The organism is Thermaurantimonas sp. (assembly GCF_046299575.1).
In the GTDB taxonomy this organism is placed as follows: domain Bacteria; phylum Bacteroidota; class Bacteroidia; order Flavobacteriales; family Schleiferiaceae; genus Thermaurantimonas.
Window position 1 is genome coordinate 233,904 of record NZ_JBKBHX010000001.1, and the last position, 20,291, is coordinate 254,194.

At 47.5% G+C, this 20,291-nt stretch carries 13 protein-coding genes and 1 riboswitch; of the genes, 7 read left to right on the forward strand and 6 right to left on the reverse strand.

The window, feature by feature from the left end:
* Positions 1-2: 2 nt before the first annotated feature.
* Together ACK4EX_RS00970 and ACK4EX_RS00975 are read right to left on the reverse strand one after the other, a co-directional pair.
* Complete coding sequence (locus tag ACK4EX_RS00970) at positions 3-824, reverse strand: hypothetical protein (protein WP_409768871.1); 822 nt, start codon at positions 822-824, stop codon at positions 3-5.
* Positions 821-1,837, reverse strand: a complete 1,017-nt coding sequence (locus ACK4EX_RS00975; RefSeq protein WP_409768873.1) for an NAD(P)H-dependent glycerol-3-phosphate dehydrogenase — start codon at positions 1,835-1,837, stop codon at positions 821-823. Before ACK4EX_RS00975 ends, ACK4EX_RS00970 begins: the two co-directional genes overlap by 4 nt.
* 221 nt (positions 1,838-2,058) lie before the next feature.
* Positions 2,059-2,179: riboswitch (SAM riboswitch) on the forward strand.
* Between the two features lie 104 nt (positions 2,180-2,283).
* On the opposite strand from ACK4EX_RS00975, the gene metH reads away from it, so the two are divergent.
* The 3 genes from metH to ACK4EX_RS00990 are packed head-to-tail and all read left to right on the forward strand — an operon-like array spanning position 2,284 to position 7,187.
* Positions 2,284-5,988, forward strand: a complete 3,705-nt coding sequence (metH, locus tag ACK4EX_RS00980; RefSeq protein WP_409768875.1) for a methionine synthase — start codon at positions 2,284-2,286, stop codon at positions 5,986-5,988.
* 20 nt (positions 5,989-6,008) lie between these two features.
* Positions 6,009-6,962, forward strand: coding sequence for a methylenetetrahydrofolate reductase [NAD(P)H] (gene metF / locus ACK4EX_RS00985; protein WP_409768877.1), 954 nt, complete (start codon positions 6,009-6,011; stop codon positions 6,960-6,962).
* Between the two features lie 18 nt (positions 6,963-6,980).
* On the forward strand, positions 6,981-7,187 hold the full coding sequence (locus ACK4EX_RS00990; RefSeq protein ID WP_409768879.1) for a hypothetical protein: 207 nt from the start codon (positions 6,981-6,983) through the stop codon (positions 7,185-7,187).
* Positions 7,188-7,523: 336 nt separating this feature from the next.
* Here the strand turns inward: ACK4EX_RS00990 and ACK4EX_RS00995 are convergent, their stop codons facing one another.
* The 4 genes from ACK4EX_RS00995 to aroC form a co-directional block, all read right to left on the reverse strand.
* Positions 7,524-9,848: a gliding motility-associated C-terminal domain-containing protein gene (locus ACK4EX_RS00995; protein ID WP_409768881.1), complete on the reverse strand. Its 2,325-nt coding sequence runs from the start codon at positions 9,846-9,848 to the stop codon at positions 7,524-7,526.
* A 573-nt stretch (positions 9,849-10,421) separates the two neighbouring features.
* Entirely contained in the window at positions 10,422-13,232 is a 2,811-nt protein-coding gene (locus ACK4EX_RS01000; RefSeq protein ID WP_409768883.1) for an AsmA-like C-terminal region-containing protein, read from the reverse strand.
* Positions 13,233-13,247: 15 nt separating this feature from the next.
* Entirely contained in the window at positions 13,248-14,663 is a 1,416-nt protein-coding gene (locus tag ACK4EX_RS01005; protein ID WP_409768885.1) for a dicarboxylate/amino acid:cation symporter, read from the reverse strand.
* Positions 14,660-15,724, reverse strand: coding sequence for a chorismate synthase (gene aroC, locus ACK4EX_RS01010; RefSeq protein ID WP_409768887.1), 1,065 nt, complete (start codon positions 15,722-15,724; stop codon positions 14,660-14,662). The genes ACK4EX_RS01005 and aroC overlap by 4 nt, the downstream gene beginning before the upstream one ends.
* 287 nt (positions 15,725-16,011) lie before the next feature.
* On the opposite strand from aroC, the gene ACK4EX_RS01015 reads away from it, so the two are divergent.
* From ACK4EX_RS01015 to ACK4EX_RS01030, 4 genes are all read left to right on the forward strand, one after another.
* Positions 16,012-16,179 (forward strand): hypothetical protein, encoded by a 168-nt coding sequence (locus ACK4EX_RS01015; protein ID WP_409768889.1) that lies wholly within the window; start codon positions 16,012-16,014, stop codon positions 16,177-16,179.
* 399 nt (positions 16,180-16,578) lie between these two features.
* Positions 16,579-17,706 carry a hypothetical protein gene (locus ACK4EX_RS01020; RefSeq protein WP_409768891.1) on the forward strand — a complete coding sequence of 376 codons (1,128 nt, stop codon included), beginning with the start codon at positions 16,579-16,581 and terminating at the stop codon, positions 17,704-17,706.
* 958 nt (positions 17,707-18,664) lie between these two features.
* Positions 18,665-19,789 (forward strand): hypothetical protein, encoded by a 1,125-nt coding sequence (locus ACK4EX_RS01025; protein ID WP_409768893.1) that lies wholly within the window; start codon positions 18,665-18,667, stop codon positions 19,787-19,789.
* A 47-nt stretch (positions 19,790-19,836) separates the two neighbouring features.
* Positions 19,837-20,214, forward strand: a complete 378-nt coding sequence (locus tag ACK4EX_RS01030; RefSeq protein ID WP_409768895.1) for a hypothetical protein — start codon at positions 19,837-19,839, stop codon at positions 20,212-20,214.
* The last annotated feature ends 77 nt before the right edge of the window (positions 20,215-20,291 follow it).

Consider the following 20,291-nt stretch of genomic DNA (forward strand, 5'->3'; position numbering starts at 1 on the left):
TTTCAATAAATTAATGCTGTTGCTTCGTCAATAATTCTCTTTTGGCGCTGTGGATCCTTCACAAGATTGAATAACACTTCTGATGATCTTACCAAATCGCTTGTCGTAAAAATTGCATTTTCAAACAATACCTCAAGCTCAGAACGATGCAGCCAGCGTAAAACCGATATGGGATACACCTTATAGTGATCCAGCAAGTAATTCAAACTGTTGTGAACCGGATATTTCCAACTAATCATTTGAATACCAGCACATTGACCATACATAAGAGCATCGTCAGAAAATCGGGTGTTACAAGCGACGGAGTAAATCAACGTCTTATCGGGAAAAAGATGGCGCAGATCGTCAAATCTGGCTTTTACATATAAGGGCACTTTCACGTCGCTTTTCACATGGGGCTGGTTATGATATTTACATTCCATTAGCAACACAGTGTTGTCAGCTACTGCAATGACATCAACTTCGTGCTGCACACATCTGCCCTTCAACTGCTGTCCAACGCGAGTTTTAAATCCCTGTCTGGCAAGAACTTGCGCCATGAGATGCTCAAATGGATAACCGGTTGGACCAAGTTTCATCAGAGCATCTTTAAGCCGGTAACGACAAGCGACTTCCGGATGCTTACGGTAAAGCAAGGAGTGCGTACGACGTTTCAGATCTCGGGTGCTCTCATAAGGCTGTGTGCTTTTAAGCACATCGTCAGCCAGCTTTTGAGCGGCCTCTGTGGAAAGCCCCGATTTAATTAGCGAGTGAATAAACTTTTCTCGGTCAAAAGGCTGTGTGGAGCCATCCTGCTTTCGAATAAACTGTTCTTTGCGCTTCATGAAAATTTACGGGAGAGGCGTTCGATCACTTTAGCTGCCGGCTTGCCCTCGTAAAGTATTTTATATACAGCATTGGCAATTGGCATTTTTACGTCGTAGGCCTTTTTGATATTGCGAATTAGGCCAGTAGCATAATAACCTTCGGCCACCATACGCATTTCGAGCATAGCCGCTTGTACGGAATATCCCTTACCGACCATGGTGCCCAATGTGCGATTTCGGCTAAACTGGGAATAGGCCGTTACCAATAAGTCGCCCATGTAGGCTGATCCGGCAATGTCGCGCTTAATGGGATGGACTGCCTTGATGAACCGTTTCATTTCGCGCAAGGCATTGCTCACCAATACTGCCTGAAAATTGTCGCCATAGCCAAGCCCATGACAAATACCGGCAGCAATGGCATAAATGTTTTTGAGCACAGCGGCATATTCGGTGCCGTAAATGTCGTCGCTGATCTGGATGCGCATATATCTGCAGCTCAGGTGAGCGCCGAGCACATAGGCGTGTTCCATATCAATGCTAGCAAGCGTCAGGTAACTAAGTCGCTCAAGTGCTACTTCCTCAGCATGACATGGGCCCGCGATCACCCCAATGTTATCGAGTGGAATACCAAGTACAGAGTTTAAGTATTCGCCGACAATCATATTCACACCCGGCACTATTCCCTTGATGGAAGAGAAGATGATTTTCTCACTCAGATCAACGGTTGTTTTTTCAATTGCATCGCGCAAAAAGGCTGATGGAATGACCAATATAATGATATCGGCAGCAGCACAAATCTCATCGATGTCATTGCTCAATGTGATGTTTTCGGTATTGAGCTCAGCGTTGCTCAGATAGCGGGGGTTATGGCTAAATTTTCGGATGTGTTCAATGGCTTCTTTATTGCGCATCCACCAGAAAATCTGGTCGTTGTTTTCGCTCAGCACTTTGACTAAAGCTGTAGCCATACTGCCGCCCCCTAAAACGGCAATGCGCTTATTTTCAACGTTATAAAAATCTGATAAGACCAAGGCGGCAATTCTATGCGGGGCAAAAGTAGGGTTTCAAGCACTATTCGGTATAAAGAGGTGCACGTTCGAAGTGTGATTTGTACAGCTCAATGCTTTTTAACACAGAAATTCAGAAGATTATACCACAGCACACAAATTTTTTTCCCAGTTTTAAAAAGAGTTTTTTCAAATTGAATCATCCTTGGCTCTCAAAACATGACGTTTGATACATACATTTGCTACGCTTATCAAGAAAGACGGAGGGACCGGCCCTGTGATGTCTTAGCAACCCTGAACCCCCGTGGCAGCAGGGTGCTAATTCCGGTTCCGAAAGGCTCAAAAGCCTTCGGAAGCAGATGAGCGCCAGACCGATACTCTAAGGTCAAATGCAAATCTGAAATACTCACAAAAAGGCGGCAAGCCCCGGCTCTTGGTAGGCAGAAAACCAATGAAGACTGAAAGAGCCAATGACCACACAAACCCTCTCGACCCAAAGCCGCATCAAGCTCCTCTACGAAGCTATTTCCCAACGTATTCTGGTACTTGACGGTGCTATGGGCACCATGATTCAGCGATATGGCCTTGATGAAGCAGCCTATCGCGGAACGCGCTTTGCCGACTGGCCTTATCCGCTTAAGGGGAATAATGACCTTCTGGTGCTCACCCAGCCCCACATCATCGAAGAAATTCATCGTAAATACCTGGAGGCAGGCGCTGAAATCTTGGAAACTAATACCTTCAATAGCCAACGCATTTCTATGGCTGATTACCACATGGAAGAGCTCAGCTATGAGCTCAATGTGGAAGCTGCGCGCCTTGCTCGCCGGGTAGCCGATGAGTTTACAGCACTTACACCTGAAAAGCCTCGGTTCGTAGCAGGGTCCATAGGCCCTACCAACAAGACAGCATCGCTCTCTCCCGATGTGAATCAGCCAGGATATCGCGCCATTACCTTCGATGAGCTGGTAGACGCTTACTACGAACAAGTAGCTGGACTTGTGGAAGGCGGTGTGGACATCCTGCTGGTGGAAACCATTTTTGATACCCTGAATGCAAAGGCAGCTCTTTACGCCATTCGAAAATATTTTAAAACTACTGGCAGACCTCAGCTGCCCATCATGGTGAGCGGCACCATCACCGATAACAGTGGGCGCACCCTCTCTGGTCAAACGGTAGAGGCATTTCTGTACTCACTATCACATGTTCCACTTTTAAGCATTGGGCTGAACTGTGCCCTCGGAGCGCATCAGATGAAACCCTACCTGGCCGACCTCGCTCGACACACCGAATTTCACATCTCAGCACATCCCAATGCCGGACTGCCAAACGCCTTCGGCCAATACGACGAAACACCAGAGATGATGCGTGAGCAGATTCGCGAATTTCTAGAAGAAAACCTCGTAAACATCATCGGTGGATGCTGTGGAACTACACCTGACCACATCAAGCTCATAGCTGAAGAAGCCGCGAAGTACAAGCCCCGTCCATTGCCCAATCTCCCTCATTATATGAAGCTCAGCGGTCTGGAGCCCGTAGTCGTTCGACCTGGTTTAAACTTCATCAATATAGGCGAACGTACCAACGTAACTGGTTCCAGACAATTTGCACGCCTCATTCGAGAGGGTAACTATCAAAAGGCTTTGGAAATTGCCCGTCAGCAGGTAGAAAACGGTGCTCAGATAATCGACGTAAACATGGACGAGGGCATGCTCGACAGTGAAAAAGCTATGACCACCTTTTTAAATCTAATCGCGTCAGAGCCCGACATTTCGCGTGTGCCCATTATGATAGACTCCTCCAAGTGGTCAGTTATCGAAGCCGGACTGAAGTGCGTGCAAGGTAAAGCCATCGTCAACTCTATTTCGCTGAAAGAGGGAGAAGAAAAATTCATCGAATACGCTGAAAAAATCCGCGATTACGGAGCTGCCGTGGTAGTGATGGCCTTCGACGAACAAGGCCAGGCCGATACATACGAGCGCCGAATTGAAATCTGCAAACGCGCCTACGACATCTTGGTTAATAAAGTGGGTTTCCCACCTGAAGACATCATCTTCGATCCAAACATACTGACCGTTGCCACCGGCATACCCGAGCACAACAACTATGCAATCGACTTTATCAGAGCTACCAAGTGGATAAAAGAAAACCTGCCGGGAGCTAAAGTAAGCGGTGGTATTTCAAATATTTCGTTTTCCTTCCGCGGCAATGAACCCGTGCGCGAGGCTATGCACACGGCCTTTCTGTACCACGCCATTAAGGCTGGACTCGACATGGGAATTGTCAATGCAGGCCAAATCGGGGTGTACGAAGAAATAGAACCTGAATTGCGCGAACGGGTTGAAGACGTGCTCTTCAACCGCCGTCCCGACGCTACAGAACGCCTCATTGAACTTGCCGAGCGCTACAAGGGCACCGAAAAAGTAAAAACCCGCGACGACGAATGGCGCTCCTGGTCGGTTGAAGAGCGACTCAAACACGCCCTGATTAAGGGAATAGACGAATTCATCGAACAAGACACCGAAGAAGCCCGCCAGAAATATGGCCGACCACTCGATGTAATAGAAGGTCCATTGATGGCCGGTATGAACGTTGTAGGCGACCTCTTCGGCGAAGGCAAAATGTTTCTGCCTCAGGTGGTAAAGAGTGCACGCGTAATGAAGAAATCCGTAGCCTACCTCGAACCTTTCTTACAAGCCGAAAAACTTCAAAACCAATCAGAAGGTCAACGCACCGGCGCAGGCAAAATATTACTGGCCACCGTTAAAGGCGATGTGCACGACATCGGTAAAAACATCGTAGGGGTCGTACTTGCGTGCAACAACTTTGAAGTGATCGATTTGGGTGTAATGGTACCACTCGACAAAATCCTCGACACCGCCCAGCGCGAAGGGGTTGATATCATAGGCCTTTCAGGACTGATCACCCCATCACTCGACGAAATGGTTTATGTAGCCCGCGAAATGGAAAAGCGCAAAATGACCATTCCCCTTCTCATAGGCGGTGCCACCACGTCGCGCGCACATACCGCTGTAAAAATCGCTCCGGAATATTCTGGTCCTGTGGTACATGTGCTCGACGCTTCGCGCTCGGTACCGGTGGCTGCAGCCCTTATCAGTCCCGATCAACGTGAGGAATTCACCCACCAAATACGCGAAGAATACGAGCGCTTGCGCGAAGGCTACCTAAAAAAGCAAAGCGAAAAAGAACTCTTGCCCATCGACGAAGCCCGAAAAAGACGTCTGCAGCTCAACTGGCATTCTTACACCCCACCGAGACCACGCGTCGAAGGCATCCAGGTACTCGAAAACTTCCCGCTCGACACCCTGCGTCGCTATTTCGACTGGACGCCCTTCTTCCAGGCCTGGGAGTTGGCCGGTCGCTTCCCAAAAATCCTCCAAGACCCCGTAGTAGGTGCCGAAGCCACTAAGCTCTACGAAGACGCCAATCGCATGCTCGACGAAATCATTTCAGGGCAGAAACTAACAGCACGGGCCGTTTTCGGCATATTCCCGGCCAACACAGTGGACACCGACGACATGATCGTGTACCATAAGACCGATCAGGTTATTCGCTTTCACAGCTTACGACAGCAAACACCAAAACCAACCGGTCAACCCAATCTGGCCCTTGCCGATTACCTTGCCCCTCTTGATAGTGGCCTTACCGACTACCTAGGCGCTTTCGTGGTCTCCGTCTTCGGTGCCGACGAGTTGGCACGGCAGTATGAGAAAGAGCACGATGATTACCGGGCCATCCTCGTTAAGGCGCTGGCCGATCGCTTCGCTGAAGCTTTTGCCGAATGCCTGCATGAGCAAGTGCGCAAACACTACTGGGGCTATGCTACCGACGAACAGCTCGACAACGAAGCCCTCATTCGCGAGCAGTACCGCGGCATAAGACCAGCACCTGGCTACCCGGCGTGCCCCGACCACACCGAAAAACCTACCATCTGGCAACTTCTCGAGGTTGAAAAAAACATCGGCACCACCCTTACCGAAAGCCTCGCCATGTGGCCTGCGTCCTCAGTAAGCGGTTGGTACTTCGCACATCCCGAAGCACGCTATTTCGGCATCGGAAAAATCGACCGATCGCAACTGATCGACTACGCACGTCGCAAGGGCTGGGACATCGAAACCGCCACACGCTGGCTCCAACCCATTTTCAACTTCTAACCTTCATCCTCTCTTCACATATGAAAATTATTGACATCATCCGAAATACCAAAGAAACCCTTTTTTCCTTTGAAATTCTACCCCCTCTGAAAGGCGACAACATCTACGACGTGTACGCCAACATTGACCCACTCATGGAATTTAAACCCCCGTTCATCAACGTAACCTACCACCGCGAAGAGACCGTACTGCGACCGCTACCCAATGGACTGTACGAACAAAAAGTCGTGCGCAAACGCCCCGGCACTGTAGGGCTGTGTGCCGCCATCATGCACCGCTACAAAGTCGAAGCAGTTCCACACCTTTTGTGCGGTGGCTTCTCAAAAGAAGAAACCGAAAACGTCCTAATTGAACTCGACTTTCTCGGCATTCAAAACGTACTTGCCCTGCGCGGTGACTCCCAAAAAGGGCAGCGCTATTTCATCCCGGAGCCCGACGGCCACCACTATGCATATCAGCTCGTCGAACAAATCCAAAACCTCAACCGCGGCATCTACCTCGACGAGGAAATTGAAAACAACACCCCCACCAACTTTTGCATTGGCGTAGCCGGCTATCCAGAGAAGCACTTCGAAGCCCCAAACCTCTCCATAGACATTCAGAACCTAAAGCGCAAGGTGGACGCAGGTGCTGACTACATTGTCACCCAACTCTTCTTCGATAACCGCGTATACTTCGACTTCGTCGAAAAGTGCCGCCAGGCTGGCATCACAGTGCCTATCATTCCCGGAATCAAGCCCTTGGCAACCAAAAAGCAGCTCTCACTCATCCCCCATATGTTTCATGTGGACATTCCCGACGACCTGTCCATCGAAATCCTCAAGGCCAAAGACAATACCACTGTTCGCCAGATTGGCATAGAATGGGCCATTCAGCAGAGCCTCGAGCTCAAAAATGCCGGCGTACCGGTAATCCATTACTACTCTATGGGCAAGAGCGACAACATCTACAAGGTAGCAGCAGCTGTGTTTTAATTAGTTTTTATTTGTTTTTTGGGCGTGCCCCTCACTTCCTTCGCTTCGCTCAGTCGTTCGGGTCGGTGTGCTCCGGGGTACGCTTCGCTCCCGTGCTACGGCTTTGCTCCGCTTCGCCTTCGCACCGCGCTATCGCGCGCCCTGCGCATACCTCACGCGAGAGAAGAGATTGTGAGAAATAGTAATGTCTTCCTACTTGCCGCCATATCGAGCGTTGCTCATTGAATCGCCAATTAGCTCCCCAAACCTCTATACGCGCTCAGCTCATTAAACTCTTACACAAATCGAGGCAATTTCAAAACCTTATTCTTAGCGATATTCCGTACCTGAGCTTCTAGAAATCTTTTTCACCTGCAAAACTTCAATAATTCATCCCGCCTCTTTTGACCTCAAAAGATTGCACCATATTATAAAACATGCCAAGATCAATTTAAAATGCATGTAGCTGCATGGAGCAATAGCAATTCAAATTTTTCACAAACCGCTTTTTGTATTTAATGAAATAAAAAAGCGTCCGCAATTTTTTGGACGCCTTTTTTCTTATATCAAAAACCTCACAACTTACTTAAATACCGATATTGTTCCGTTTCGAGTCTCTATTTCATTGGTAATCATGTTCAAATATTGAAGCACATAGAAGTACACTCCATCAGCTACCGGCTGTCCGGTATTACGATGGTTTCCGTTCCAGGGAGTTGCGCTTTCGTAATTATTGCTTTCAAATACAATGTCACCCCATCTGTTCATGATGCGCAGTCGGGCGTTTCTGTGCTGTTCGATGTTTTTAATCACAAAGGCATCGTTCAACCCATCACCATTGGGCGTAATTACATTTGGGATTTCAATGGGCTCATATACTGGAGGGGGTGGTACGGGCTTCTCTTTGCACGAAAACTTTTCGTAGTTCGAAATGCTCTTATACTTCCAATTGATACCAGAAGTGTCATCAGCTACCACTCGTAGCCAGTAGTCCTGATTTTTTGAACCATCACAGGGTTTCTTGATCACAATGGTAGAGTCAAAGGTCGGATTTCCCGTCATTTCCACCTTTTGCCAGTTAATCTGTTGAGTAGCAGAATCTTCAACTCCCATTTCTATCGTGTACCGCGGATGCGGCCAGCCATCGTAATGATTCCACACAAGGGCAATTACAGAATCTGTTTGATACAAGGTATCAAGCAATATGCTTCTGATAGAGCGGGTGATGTAGAATGGCTGAGTCATAACCAACTGAACTTTGTAGTGATAAATTCCTGAATTGACTTCGGGCGTATTCAGCGTAATATCTCTCCAGAAGAAGTCGGTCGGCACATTCTGGAAAGCCAAAAAGTTAAAGGTCTGTCCGCTGTCGTCACTTCTATACACATTCCAACCATCTACATAGGCAAGGTTGACAGTAGGTGAATCGATCTCCCATTCCAGATAAGGATGTTGATTTTTTTCTATGGTAACATTTTTCAAGTCGTAAAGGGGATTAGGACAGTTGTTTACCCGAATTATAATGGCGTAGTATTCCGGCAGGGGAAATCCACACGAGTTCAACATCGTGTTTCCATCATTACCTTGCTTTATGTAGAGAATATAGTCACCATTAACAGTGAAAGGCTTGTGAAGGCGCAGTTGAATATGTTTAGTCTCAAGAGCCACATTGCAGTTTTTGTTCACTCCGATAACGGGTCTTAGAATAGAATCAGGGCCCACAATTCTAAATTCTGAACCTTCGTTTGTTATTGATTCACACTGAATGTTTACATCAAACTTCAAATCAACAAGGCTATCGAAGCAGTTGTACGGTACGATTGGTATGATTTTATTCCAGCCGGTTGGTGAATTTGGATTGGGCACGGAGTCGTTGCGAAGCGGATAGCCATAGTTCGACATAAAGCCGTGAACATACCCGCCACCTGGTTCACTGGTATTGGAAAAGCCCGGCTGATTAATGTCGATTTTCGGGCCGTTTTGAACTTCGGGCTTGCAGTTGTTTACGAAGTTTACCTGCATATCGCGCTGTGATGTTCCTACGAGCACCCAGGTGAGGAATATGGTGTCGTATTTGTATTCTTCAACTTCAACCTTGAGCACAAATAGGCCGGTGGTAGAACCAGTGGTAAACTTAAAACTTCCGTTGTTTTCAATCACGATTTGAGTACCAGGTGCAATCGGGAAGGGTTGATTCACAGAATATCCGGGCTGCCAGGCCATATTTACGCCGGGTCCGCAGTTATTTCCCTGTTGTGGATTGGCCCAACGATAGCGAATTGAATCCCCATTTGGTTCTATTGTGGCCTGCGACCATACGAAATAGTTGTTTGTACAGAATGATTTGGCTGCTGGTGTGATAAACTGAGGTGAAGTATTGTTGGCTACCATGCTGTTGAGCAGAGCCTCAACATATAATGTGGCGCTACCGGCATTTACCAGATTCTGGTTTGGATTGCGGCAGCAAACTACTGAGTGCGAAAAGCGCACATCCGAACAGTTCTGTGGTAGTGTTACCACACCTTGATACCAGTGGGTTTCTATAGCCTGAAAGCCAGCACCTGGCGCTGTAGATACACATTCGTCCTGACCGGGAGTCAGAAAACCTCCTGAACCAGGTCCACTCGTTATTGGAGTATATCCCAGTTGGGCGGGCGGGATTTTCGGAAGATTTACGTTCAGTGAGCTGAAACAGCTCGAACGAACGCAAAGAGATACAGAAGTAGCTAATGAAACGGGGGAAGACTGAAGCCTGTATAGTTTTACAATCACGAGATACTGCCTTGGTACATTGGTGCTATCGCCTATGTAGCGATACATAATTTCCGCTCCTGCTACGTGCGTGGCATGAAGGCGATAACCCCAGGAAAAAACTAGGATCGCGAGAATCTGTAATATTCTCCTCATTTCAGAAATTCTTTGTTTTTAATTTCACAAAATAAAAGCAACTAATTTTAATGTGCTAACATATTTTATTCTCGGAAGCCTTCCAATCAATTATTTGCTGGATATACAAATTAAAATAAGCAGAATTTGCCCTTAAAGAAAAATATTTTTCAGAAACTGTATTGCAGCCAGGTAATCAATCTTTTTAAATAATGTCATTCTAGTTTTTAGTTGTAAATCAAATTGCCTTAAACTGTGCTTTGCCGGCTAATTCACTTAACTCGGCGCTTAAGCTTTTTTTCGTGAGGCCTAAGTATGCTTAGACACACTACTAATTAAAAAACTCTGAAGTGAAATGTACATAGACAGGTAGGCAATTATCATTACAATGACAGAGCCTGCTGTTACTGTATTGTCAGGCAAATCAAATTTTCCGCTAAAACCTGCAAGTTAAATAAGGAAGGTAAGACACAAACAAAGTCAATAATCGTAGTCTTGTCTGATTTACCTAATCCAAGAAACTGCTCTATGGGGCAAACTGCGAAGTGCCAACCACAAAAAAAAAGAAGAATAATGCCAAAAATACCTCTCAAATCAGCGCACTTTGGCTTTGTTTTCGGCTTCGGTGAGGACTTGATTGGACTGGTCGCGTGCCTGCTGCATGAGCTGCTCGGCCCGGCGGTTGGCCTCGTCTTCGATACGGCGGGCGTTGTTTTCGGCTTCTTGCTCGACCCGGCGGGCTGCTTCGGCGGCTGCGCGCTCCTTGATGATGTTGCCTTTGGCCTCATCGCGGATGCGCTGGGCTTGTGTGCGGCCTTCGGCGCGTACGCGGTCGGCGGTGGCTTTGGCTTCGGCGCGTATGCGGTCGGCCTGCTGCTGGGCCTGGGCGAGAATCTGGTCGGCCTGGGCGCGTGCATTGGCCATGATGCGCTCGGCCTCGGCATTGACTTGCTGCTTGAGGTCTTCAACTTTTTGCTCTACTTTTTCGCGGACTTGCTCTTTGACCTGAGTGACGAGGTCGCCAACGAGGCTGCCGAGTGAGGTCGAGACTTTGGGATTGGTGTAGGTACCGGTGATTTTGACTTTGAGGTCGATGGTCTGTGGGGCGCGGCCGCCGAGGGAGGCCAGGAGCTGGTCGGCGCGGATGGCTGTGCCGGGTATTTTGAGGTCGAGGTCATAGTCGAGGGTCTGGTCGAGGCCGTTGGAGCCGGAGATGGTGCCGGTAAGATTGCCGGTACGCACCTGGAAGGGGGCTACGTGGATGCGGCCGTTTTCGATTTTGTAAGAGATGTTGGCATCGCGCAGGGCAAGGGTGGAGTAATCCTGATTGCGCAGGTAGGTGCCGATTTGCGCCAGAGCCTGTGAGCGGAGGAGTACGTCGAAGGTGCGTAGATTGCCTGAGCTGGAGATTTTAGTAAGGTCGGGCGTCATGTCGGGATTGAGCGGGCCGCTTATGGTGAGGGAGGTGCTGAAGGAGCCTTCGGAGTTTTCGGCAATGGGGGCAAGGGTTTGGATGGTGTTGAAGGTCTGGAAACTGGGGCGCAGGCCGAAGTTTTCGAGGCTCATAGAGAAGTTGAAGATAGGTGTCTGGGGCTTGGAGTCATAGAAGCCGTTGAGAAGCACGCGACCGCCAATGAGGGTCATTCGAATGTTGTCCATCAGGGCTTTTTGGTCAGAGAGGGCGATGGCGCCTGAGAAATCGCTGATGTCGAAATTACTGAACAGTACGCGCTGAGCCTGAGCAATGAGGCGGAAGTCGATTTTCTCCGGCAGGCGGATGTAGTCGGCTTCTGCGGTATCAGCGGTGGCTGTGGTGGTGGTGTCGGCTGAGAGATCGGCCAATTCGTTGAGATCAAAGAGAGTACTGGTCACATTGAAGCGTCCGTAGAGGGTAGTGTCTTTGAAGACGTAGGAGAGCAGATTGTCGAAGCGTCCGGAGGCGCTGATGTCGGTGCGGCCGATGGTCATGGCGAGGTTGTCGAGCTGGAAGTTTTCAGGGCGGATCAGGAGGGCGGCTGAGGATATTTTGACGGGAAGGGTAAGGGTAGCCGGGTCGCTGTAAACCAGATTGGCAATGGTGGCGCGGCCTTCGGCGGTGACCTGGTCGTATTTTTCGGATTCGATGGAGGAGAGTTTTGTCTTCAGGGCTATGGCTGCATCGATGAGGCCGGCCAGCTGCATGCCGGGTTCGAGGGGCACGAGGCGATTGATTTCGGCCAGGTCGAGCTTGCCATTGAGAGTAAAATCGATGTAGGGATCGCTGATGGGTGTAGATACCGTCAGGGAGGCGGTGATAGGATTGTTGGCCAGCTTCATGGCAAAGTTTGGGATGGATACAAGGGTATTGTCGAGGCTGCCACCGGTATTGGATACTCGAATGTCTGTATTGACGGCATCGACTGAGGAGGGTAGGTCAGGATATTTGAAGTAGCCATCGCGTATGCTGAGCAGGATATTGAATTTCGGGTAGATTTCCTTATCGCCGTTGTAGGTGCCTTGTACTTTGCCTTCGAGGCGTGCTGTGCCGCGGGCAGTGAGCTGGTTGAAGTCCTGGTAGTAAATAGCCGGTATGAGGGAGATGATGCTTTTGAAGGCGGTGTTTGGAGCGTCGAACTCAAGGTCGAGGTCGATGTCGTCTTCAGGCATGCGAATGAGGCCTTTGAAGTTGAGCCGGAGGTCGTTGAGGGATATAAAGTTGTCGCCGAGGGCGATTTCCATGGTCGATTGATTGAGCTTAACGTCGAAATCTGAGGCTACGCGTACTTTGCGCAGCATGGTAACGCCACCGGTACGAAAGTCAAAAGTGTCGATGGTGGTTTTGGTTTTAAGATCTACGATCTCTTGGGTAAAGTCGCCCCGGCCTTCGTGGTTCAGATTGCGAATAGCGGTATAGATGCCGCCGTAGCGGTCGTCATAGGTGAAATCCACATTGCGGAGGTAATATTTTTTGAGGGCCAAGCTGAAAGTCGCGGCAGTGGTGTCTTCTACGGCCGCAGTGTCTTCGTCAGCCGTTGGTACGATGAGGTAGTTGGCCAGATTGGTGTCGAGGGCGATGAGGTGAAAGCGGGCATCTTCGATGCCGATTTTGCGGATTTTGAGCTGATCGCCTTTGAATACAGAGAGAATGTCGAGCGAAAGATCGAATTCTCCGATGCGCGCCAGTTCAACTCCAGCGAAGGTATCGCGGCCGGTGATCACAAAGTCATGCACGCAGAAGTGCAGATTGGGAAAATCGCGTATCAGGCTGAGGCGAAAGTCGCCAAAATCCACATCGGCCAGCAGTTGTTTATTGACTTCCTCCTTAAACCGTCGGACAATTTCATCCTTGAAAATAAAGGGGGCGACGATGACGATGACCAGGAGCAGGGCTACAAGAATCAGAAAAATTTTACCGGCGCGTTTCATAGTTTGTTGAGTTTTTCAGGTGGTTTCGGAAGGGGATTCGGATTTGGCTACTAAGGTACAAACCATAGCATCACCTGTCACATTCACTACGGTGCGACACATGTCCAAAATGCGGTCAATGGGCAGGATGATGGCAATCCAAGCGGGATTGAGATGTACCGATGTGAGCACGATGATGAGCATGATCAGCCCGGCGCTGGGCACGGCTGCTGCACCTATGGAGGCCAGGGTAGCGGTCAGTACAATGGTGAGCTGCTGGGATAACGACAGGTCCACCCCATGCATCTGAGCGAGGAATACAACGGCTACGGCCTGATAGAGGCTGGTGCCGTCCATGTTCACGGTAGCTCCTATAGGGAGCACGAAGGAAGTGTACTTTTTGGGCACTTTCATGTTTTCTTCCATGCATTCGATGGTCACAGGCAGCGTGGCAGCACTGCTGGATGAGGAGAAGGCGAGCAACTGCGCCGGGCTGATGGCTTTGAGAAATTCGGAAAAACGGATTCCGGGGGCAAAAAAATGAATAACAGCGGGGTAAATGACAAAGGCCATTACAACAAGGCCTGCAACCACAGCGAAAGTGTATGAGCCAAGACTTTTGAAGACGGGCAATACCTTAGACACATCGTCGCCGGCTATCTGACTGATGGTACCGGCCAAAAGAGCAAAGACAAAAAACGGAGAGGCGCGCATGACAAAGTCAACCATCCGGAGAAATACATCGGTGACGGCCTGAAAAAAGTGGATGAGCAGCTGCTGCCGTTCACCGGGTATGTAGAGCAGGGCGATGCCGAAGAAGATGCCGAAGAAGATGACCTGAATCATGAGCTTGCTGTCGTTAAGGCTGGTGAAGATGTTGTCGGGTACCATATCCACCAGAAAAGCCAGCGGACCTTGATTCTGCGCCTGTTTAGCCTTTTCGATTTTTGAAGCGACCAGGTCTTCACTGCCGTTTCCATTCATTCGACTGCTGATCACTGCAGTTAATTCAGCGTTTTCAGGTTTACAGGTCACGCAGATGTCGTCGAGGTCTTCGGCACCCGACTGTTTTTTCCACAGCTCGTAGCGGATGCGGTTTTCAAGCAAGAGAGCGCTGTCGCGGCTTTGGCCCGGTTTGATCAGATTTACAATCAGCAATCCGAGACTTACAGCGATCACTGTGGTAGCCAGATAGATAGCCAGGGTTTTCAGCCCGAGGCGACCCAGGGACTCCGGAGAGCCCAGTCCGGCTATGCCGCTGATGATGCTAAACAAAACCAATGGTACAGCAATGAGCTTGAGCAAATTCATGAAAATAGTGCCAAACGGAGCGATAAAATCAGCTGTGAACCGCTGCCAACCGAATAATACCGATGCGATGGCATAGACGATGCCCAGCAGCATGCCGATTAAGATTTTCCAGTGTAATGGAAGATTTGTATATGCTTTCAATACAGTGTATGGATTCGGTTTAACAAATAAAAATCAGCCAGCACCAGCCATGTCATGGCTTCCACTACCGGCACTGCGCGAGGTACTACGCAAGGGTCGTGACGACCCCGCACGGCCAAATCTACTACATTCCCCTCAGCATCAAGTGCTTTTTGCTCTTTGGCAATGGATGCTGTGGGCTTGAAGGTCACTTCAAACGCGAGTTCGCGACCTGAGCTGATACCTCCAAGTACTCCACCGCTGTGGTTGGTAGCAAAGGTCTGTGAATCGGCCGGCATATCGTTGTGCTCACTTCCGCGCATAGAGGCTGCACGTGTGCCACTGCCGATTTCAAAAGCCCGGGTAGCATTGATGGTCATCATGGCATGTGCCAGGCGTGCGTGCAGCTTGTCGAAGATGGGCTCACCCAGGCCGGCCGGCAGTCCGATGACGCGCACCGCTACCTTACCACCCACGGAGTCGCCCTGTTCCTTCAGATCAGCAATCAGCTCTTCAGCCGATGATGAAGCTATGGGATGAGGCATCCGGGTAGGATACTTATCAATATCATCGGGTGAAAAGACGGCATCAGCCGGCAAGCGAATGTCGCCTATCTGGCAGGTGTAGGCCATCACCCGAACATCTGGCAGCAGATGCGCAGCCAATGCCCCGGCCAGCACCCAATTGGCCGTTTCGCGGGCAGAAGAGCGCCCACCCCCGCGGTGATCGCGGTGGCCATACTTAGCGGTGTAGGTTTCGTCAGCATGACCGGGTCTGAAGACCTGTCGAAGCTCATCGTAGTCAGTAGAGCGCTTATCTGCATTGCGAATCAGAAAAGCGATCGGTGCGCCGGTTGATTTACCTTCAAAAACTCCGGAGAGAAACTCAGGCTCATCCGCTTCAGTCCTCGCAGTTGTCACGGCTGATTGGCCGGGCCTTCTTCGGGCGAGTTGATGCCTTATGCGATTAAAGTCAATGCTAATATCGGCCGGAAAACCATCGAGCACCCCGCCAATGGCGGGGCCATGTGATTCGCCGAAGGTAGTAAGCCTCAGAATTCTGCCAAACGTATTGCTCATCAACGTGCAAACTTACTGGTGGCTGGACAATTGGAAATCTTGCTTTAATTTGCTTTATATAAAAAAAGTCATTGACTAAACGAATCTCTGCTTTCACTGATTAAAATGCCACTTTCGAAGAGAAAAATGAGAGATTCAAAAAAAAAAAAAAAAAAAATAATAAGAGTTTTCATTACGAAATTTGTTATCGTATAACCAAAAACTTGAAAACAATGAAAAAAGTAGCATTATTAATTGTTGCTTTCCTTCCGTGCAGCATGATGGCATAAGCCAGAATTGTTGTAATCAAAATGAATGGTGGTATTTTTGGTTACAGAGAAGTCATAGAAGAAGTGGACGGATGTGATGGGTACCTGACATGCTTAAATTCCGGATTTAGTCGGTGCAGATTTACCATACCACCCTGCAACAGCGGAAGTCAATTTGTAAACATCCTCATCGAAGAGGTAGAAAATTAGATTCGCAATGGCTTATTGTTTGGTTCATTTACCGAAAATGGATATCACGTGAGCTGGGTGTCTTCTCAAAACGGGGATGATGAATACGTTGAAATAACCATCGAAGAAATCGATTAAACGCCTATGATGAAACAAAAAAATTCTATTTGGGCATATCTTCTGGTGATATGCCCTTTTTTTGTGTTTTCACAAGTGCGTATTCCTCTTCATGAAAAAAAAATTTCTAACACTTATTCCAGAACATTCACTCAAGTAAGTAAAACTACAAACGATACTATTCAAATAATTTACGGGGATCTTTTTAGTGATAAATATGCAAAAATTATCTATATTCTAAATAACAAACTTAGTAAAAAAGATTCTGTAAGCCTTAAGAATTTTTCGTCCCGAAGAATATTATTGGAAAATAAAAATATAATTTATGGATTCAATATACCTAAAGTTAACAAATTTGAAATCGTTTTGTACGATCTGAAGAAAAAAACATACAAGAAAAAAGAAGTTCGATTTGGCCCAATCTATGTGGGACAGATAAATGATCGCGTTTATTATACCTGTGAATACAACGAACACCCCTATTCCATCCATCCCCCTGAGCTGCTCTGGTCGGTCTATTTGCCCGATGAAGACCGAACCATAGCCTTTCCGGTGGATTCCTTTCTGATCTACACCCATTTCAACAGCGAGAAGATCCGCTTCCTTGGGGAGCGCTACATTGTAGCTGCGCGCAATATGGCCCTCTCCTTTCACGTGTACGACACCCAAACCAATACTTTACACTACTACCGCGACCCCGACGAAGACAAATATCTCAACGACAGCATCAAAACCTATTTTTATCACCTTTCGCGCAACCCAGACATGGACATTCCTACCAATATGCGCATTGCCAAGCGCCAGCAGCCCATGTGGCGAATTAACAAGGTGCTGCCCTATGACGAAAAGGCATTTGTGATGAGTACCATCCTCAACGACACTCACCGGGTGTACTTCGTGCGTATAGAACCTGACTCGATGTGGATGCAGCGCACATTTCTGTACCAGGAGTACGGCGAGCCCTCGGCCTATGCCGAAAATCCCAACCGCTCACATATGGCCTATACACGAGGGGTAGAAGTGTATAAAGACAACTTCCTTCGCTTTCATTCCGACACAGCTTATAATCTCTATCTGGAAATCATGCCCATCAACCGCATCATGGGCCTTAGTCGCGAAGAGCACTATGTATTTATCGACCCCTTGTACTGCCAGAAGTGCGTGTTTCCCCGCAAGGATGCCCGATACTTTTTGCTCACCAACGGCAGCAAGCTGATGGAAGAGCGTTTTGTGAAGCAGCTGGGCATAGACCCCTCTCGGGTTGTGTGGATCAAGGGCCAGTTCCCCGAATGGATGTACAACGAGCCCCGCGAGCAGGTACTCAAGCCCCTGTTTACCAGTACGCCGGTCATAGTTGCCAACGAAAAGCGCTGGCAGCTCGGTGCTGAGGTGCTGCAACTGCTCAGGCAGTACGCGGGGGATGAGTTGTAATCTCTCTTTCACTGACCAAAATGCCAATTTCACTAAAAAAAATCAAGAATTCAAAAAAAAAAAAAAAAAAAAATAAGTAAGTGTTTTTTCTATTTTTGGGTAGTACTTAACCAAAATCTATTAAGCAATGAAAAAACTTTTTATTGTATCTTGTTTGCTATTAATGGCAAATGTTTATGCTCGTCCCAAAGTCACCATTATCATGAAAAACGGTGGAAAAAATGGGTTCGGATCTGTTATAGAACATCACAATGGGTGTGAGTCATCATCTTTAGAATGTGTGGGGCCGGGAAATTCACCCTGCAGATTCCAGATACCACCGTGCGGGTTTGCATATTATGCAAACATTGCAATTGAGTTTGTAGAAAATCAGATACGAATGGGTAGATTATAGGGCATAGAGCTTATGGATAATGCTGAGATAAGGTGGATTAGTGTTGATTCAGGTGATTCAGTTGACATCACAATTGACTTGATAGAATAAATTATAAAAAAATTTTTAATTAAGCACCAATTTCCTTAATTTAAGCCCTGAGGACACACAGCGTGTACTCAGGGTATTTTAAAATAAAATTAACGCACTCAAAACATAGAACATTAAGTTCAATTATATTTGAAGTCAATGAAAAATATATAATTAATCTGAGCATATTCTATGATTAAATCGAAGAAAATTTATTTTATAATATTACTTAAATATACTTTTTTTATTTACGCATTTTTTGTAACTCATTTCCTATCTAGCCAAGTAAAAATAGACTTAAATACAAAATATAGTTTTTATAAAAAGGAATTTTTCGATGTGAGAGAATTTTTTGTAGTTAATGATGATGTATTAATTCTCTTGGCAAGACTTCGCGACAATCATGTAAAATTTATGACATTAAACAACGGAAAATTAACGTCGATTTATGATAAAATATTTAAGCATGAATTCAATAAAAGAAACTTCATATATGTGAATAATACATTTTACTTTTTCCATGCAAAAGATGTGAATGTATTTGAATTTTACATTGTTGATTCAAAAGGAAAAATAAAAGAAAAAAAATTTAAGGATTTTACCCCACATTATGTAAGACTTTCAAAACAAGGTCGAGTATATTTTACCAATGAGTACAATGCACACCCCTATTCCATCCATCCCCCTGAGCTGCTCTGGTCGGTCTATTTGCCCGATGAAGACCGAACCATAGCCTTTCCGGTGGATTCCTTTCTGATCTACACCCATTTCAACAGCGAGAAGATCCGCTTCCTTGGGGAGCGCTACATCGTAGCTGCGCGCAATATGGCCCTCTCCTTTCACGTGTACGACACCCAAACCAATACTTTACACTACTACCGCGACCCCGACGAAGACAAATATCTCAACGACAGCATCAAAACCTATTTTTATCACCTTTCGCGCAACCCAGACATGGACATTCCTACCAATATGCGCATTGCCAAGCGCCAGCAGCCCATGTGGCGAATTAACAAGGTGCTGCCCTATGACGAAAAGGCATTTGTGATGAGTACCATCCTCAACGACACTCACCGGGTGTACTTCGTGCGTATAGAACCTGACTCGATGTGGATGCAGCGCACATTTCTGTACCAGGAGTACGGCGAGCCCTCGGCCTATGCCGAAAATCCCAACCGCTCACATATGGCCTATACACGAGGGGTAGAAGTGTATAAAGACAACTTCCTTCGCTTTCATTCCGACACAGCTTATAATCTCTATCTGGAAATCATGCCCATCAACCGCATCATGGGCCTTAGTCGCGAAGAGCACTATGTATTTATCGACCCCTTGTACTGCCAGAAGTGCGTGTTTCCCCGCAAGGATGCCCGATACTTTTTGCTCACCAACGGCAGCAAGCTGATGGAAGAGCGTTTTGTGAAGCAGCTGGGCATAGACCCCTCTCGGGTTGTGTGGATCAAGGGCCAGTTCCCCGAATGGATGTACAACGAGCCCCGCGAGCAGGTACTCAAGCCCCTGTTTACCAGTACGCCGGTCATAGTTGCCAACGAAAAGCGCTGGCAGCTCGGTGCTGAGGTGCTGCAACTGCTCAGGCAGTACGCGGGGGATGAGTTGTGAAAATTATGTCTGAAACACATTTATATTTGACTGGAAATACGTACCCGATGAGAATATTAGTTGCCATTTCGATCTTTTTATTTACTACCATATTAAAAGCCACAGAACCAAAAGTGGTCGTCCAATTGACAAAAGGAGGACCTTTTGGATACAAAGACGTACGCGAAAGCCACTCTGAGTGCTATTCGGACATATCCTGCGAAGGAAAGGGGTTTTCGGCATGTCGGTTTGAGCTATTGGCCCCTGGCTGTATGGACATACACGATGTAAACAGCATCATTGCACAGGTGGAGAAAGCCATCAAAAAGAGAAAACGCAGTGGCAGTCTCGAAGTAAGCGACATCAAAGCCGAATGGAAGTACGACCGAAAGACTAAAATTGCTACGATTACGATTACGCTTAAAACTTCATCTCTTCAAAATTAAGTCTTTTGGAAAGTTTTGAATCACAATATCCCTCGAGAGGTTAATGTCATGTAAAATCCAAATAATTAGCCTCACCG

Bases quoted from the DNA above. Each gene is read 5' to 3' on its own strand.
- ACK4EX_RS00970 (WP_409768871.1), bottom strand. From the start codon at position 824: ATGAAGCGCAAAGAACAGTTTATTCGAAAGCAGGATGGCTCCACACAG.
- metH (WP_409768875.1), top strand. From the start codon at position 2,284: ATGACCACACAAACCCTCTCGACCCAAAGCCGCATCAAGCTCCTCTAC.
- metF (WP_409768877.1), top strand. From the start codon at position 6,009: ATGAAAATTATTGACATCATCCGAAATACCAAAGAAACCCTTTTTTCC.
- ACK4EX_RS00995 (WP_409768881.1), bottom strand. From the start codon at position 9,848: ATGAGGAGAATATTACAGATTCTCGCGATCCTAGTTTTTTCCTGGGGT.
- ACK4EX_RS01000 (WP_409768883.1), bottom strand. From the start codon at position 13,232: ATGAAACGCGCCGGTAAAATTTTTCTGATTCTTGTAGCCCTGCTCCTG.
- ACK4EX_RS01015 (WP_409768889.1), top strand. From the start codon at position 16,012: ATGAATGGTGGTATTTTTGGTTACAGAGAAGTCATAGAAGAAGTGGAC.
- ACK4EX_RS01030 (WP_409768895.1), top strand. From the start codon at position 19,837: ATGAGAATATTAGTTGCCATTTCGATCTTTTTATTTACTACCATATTA.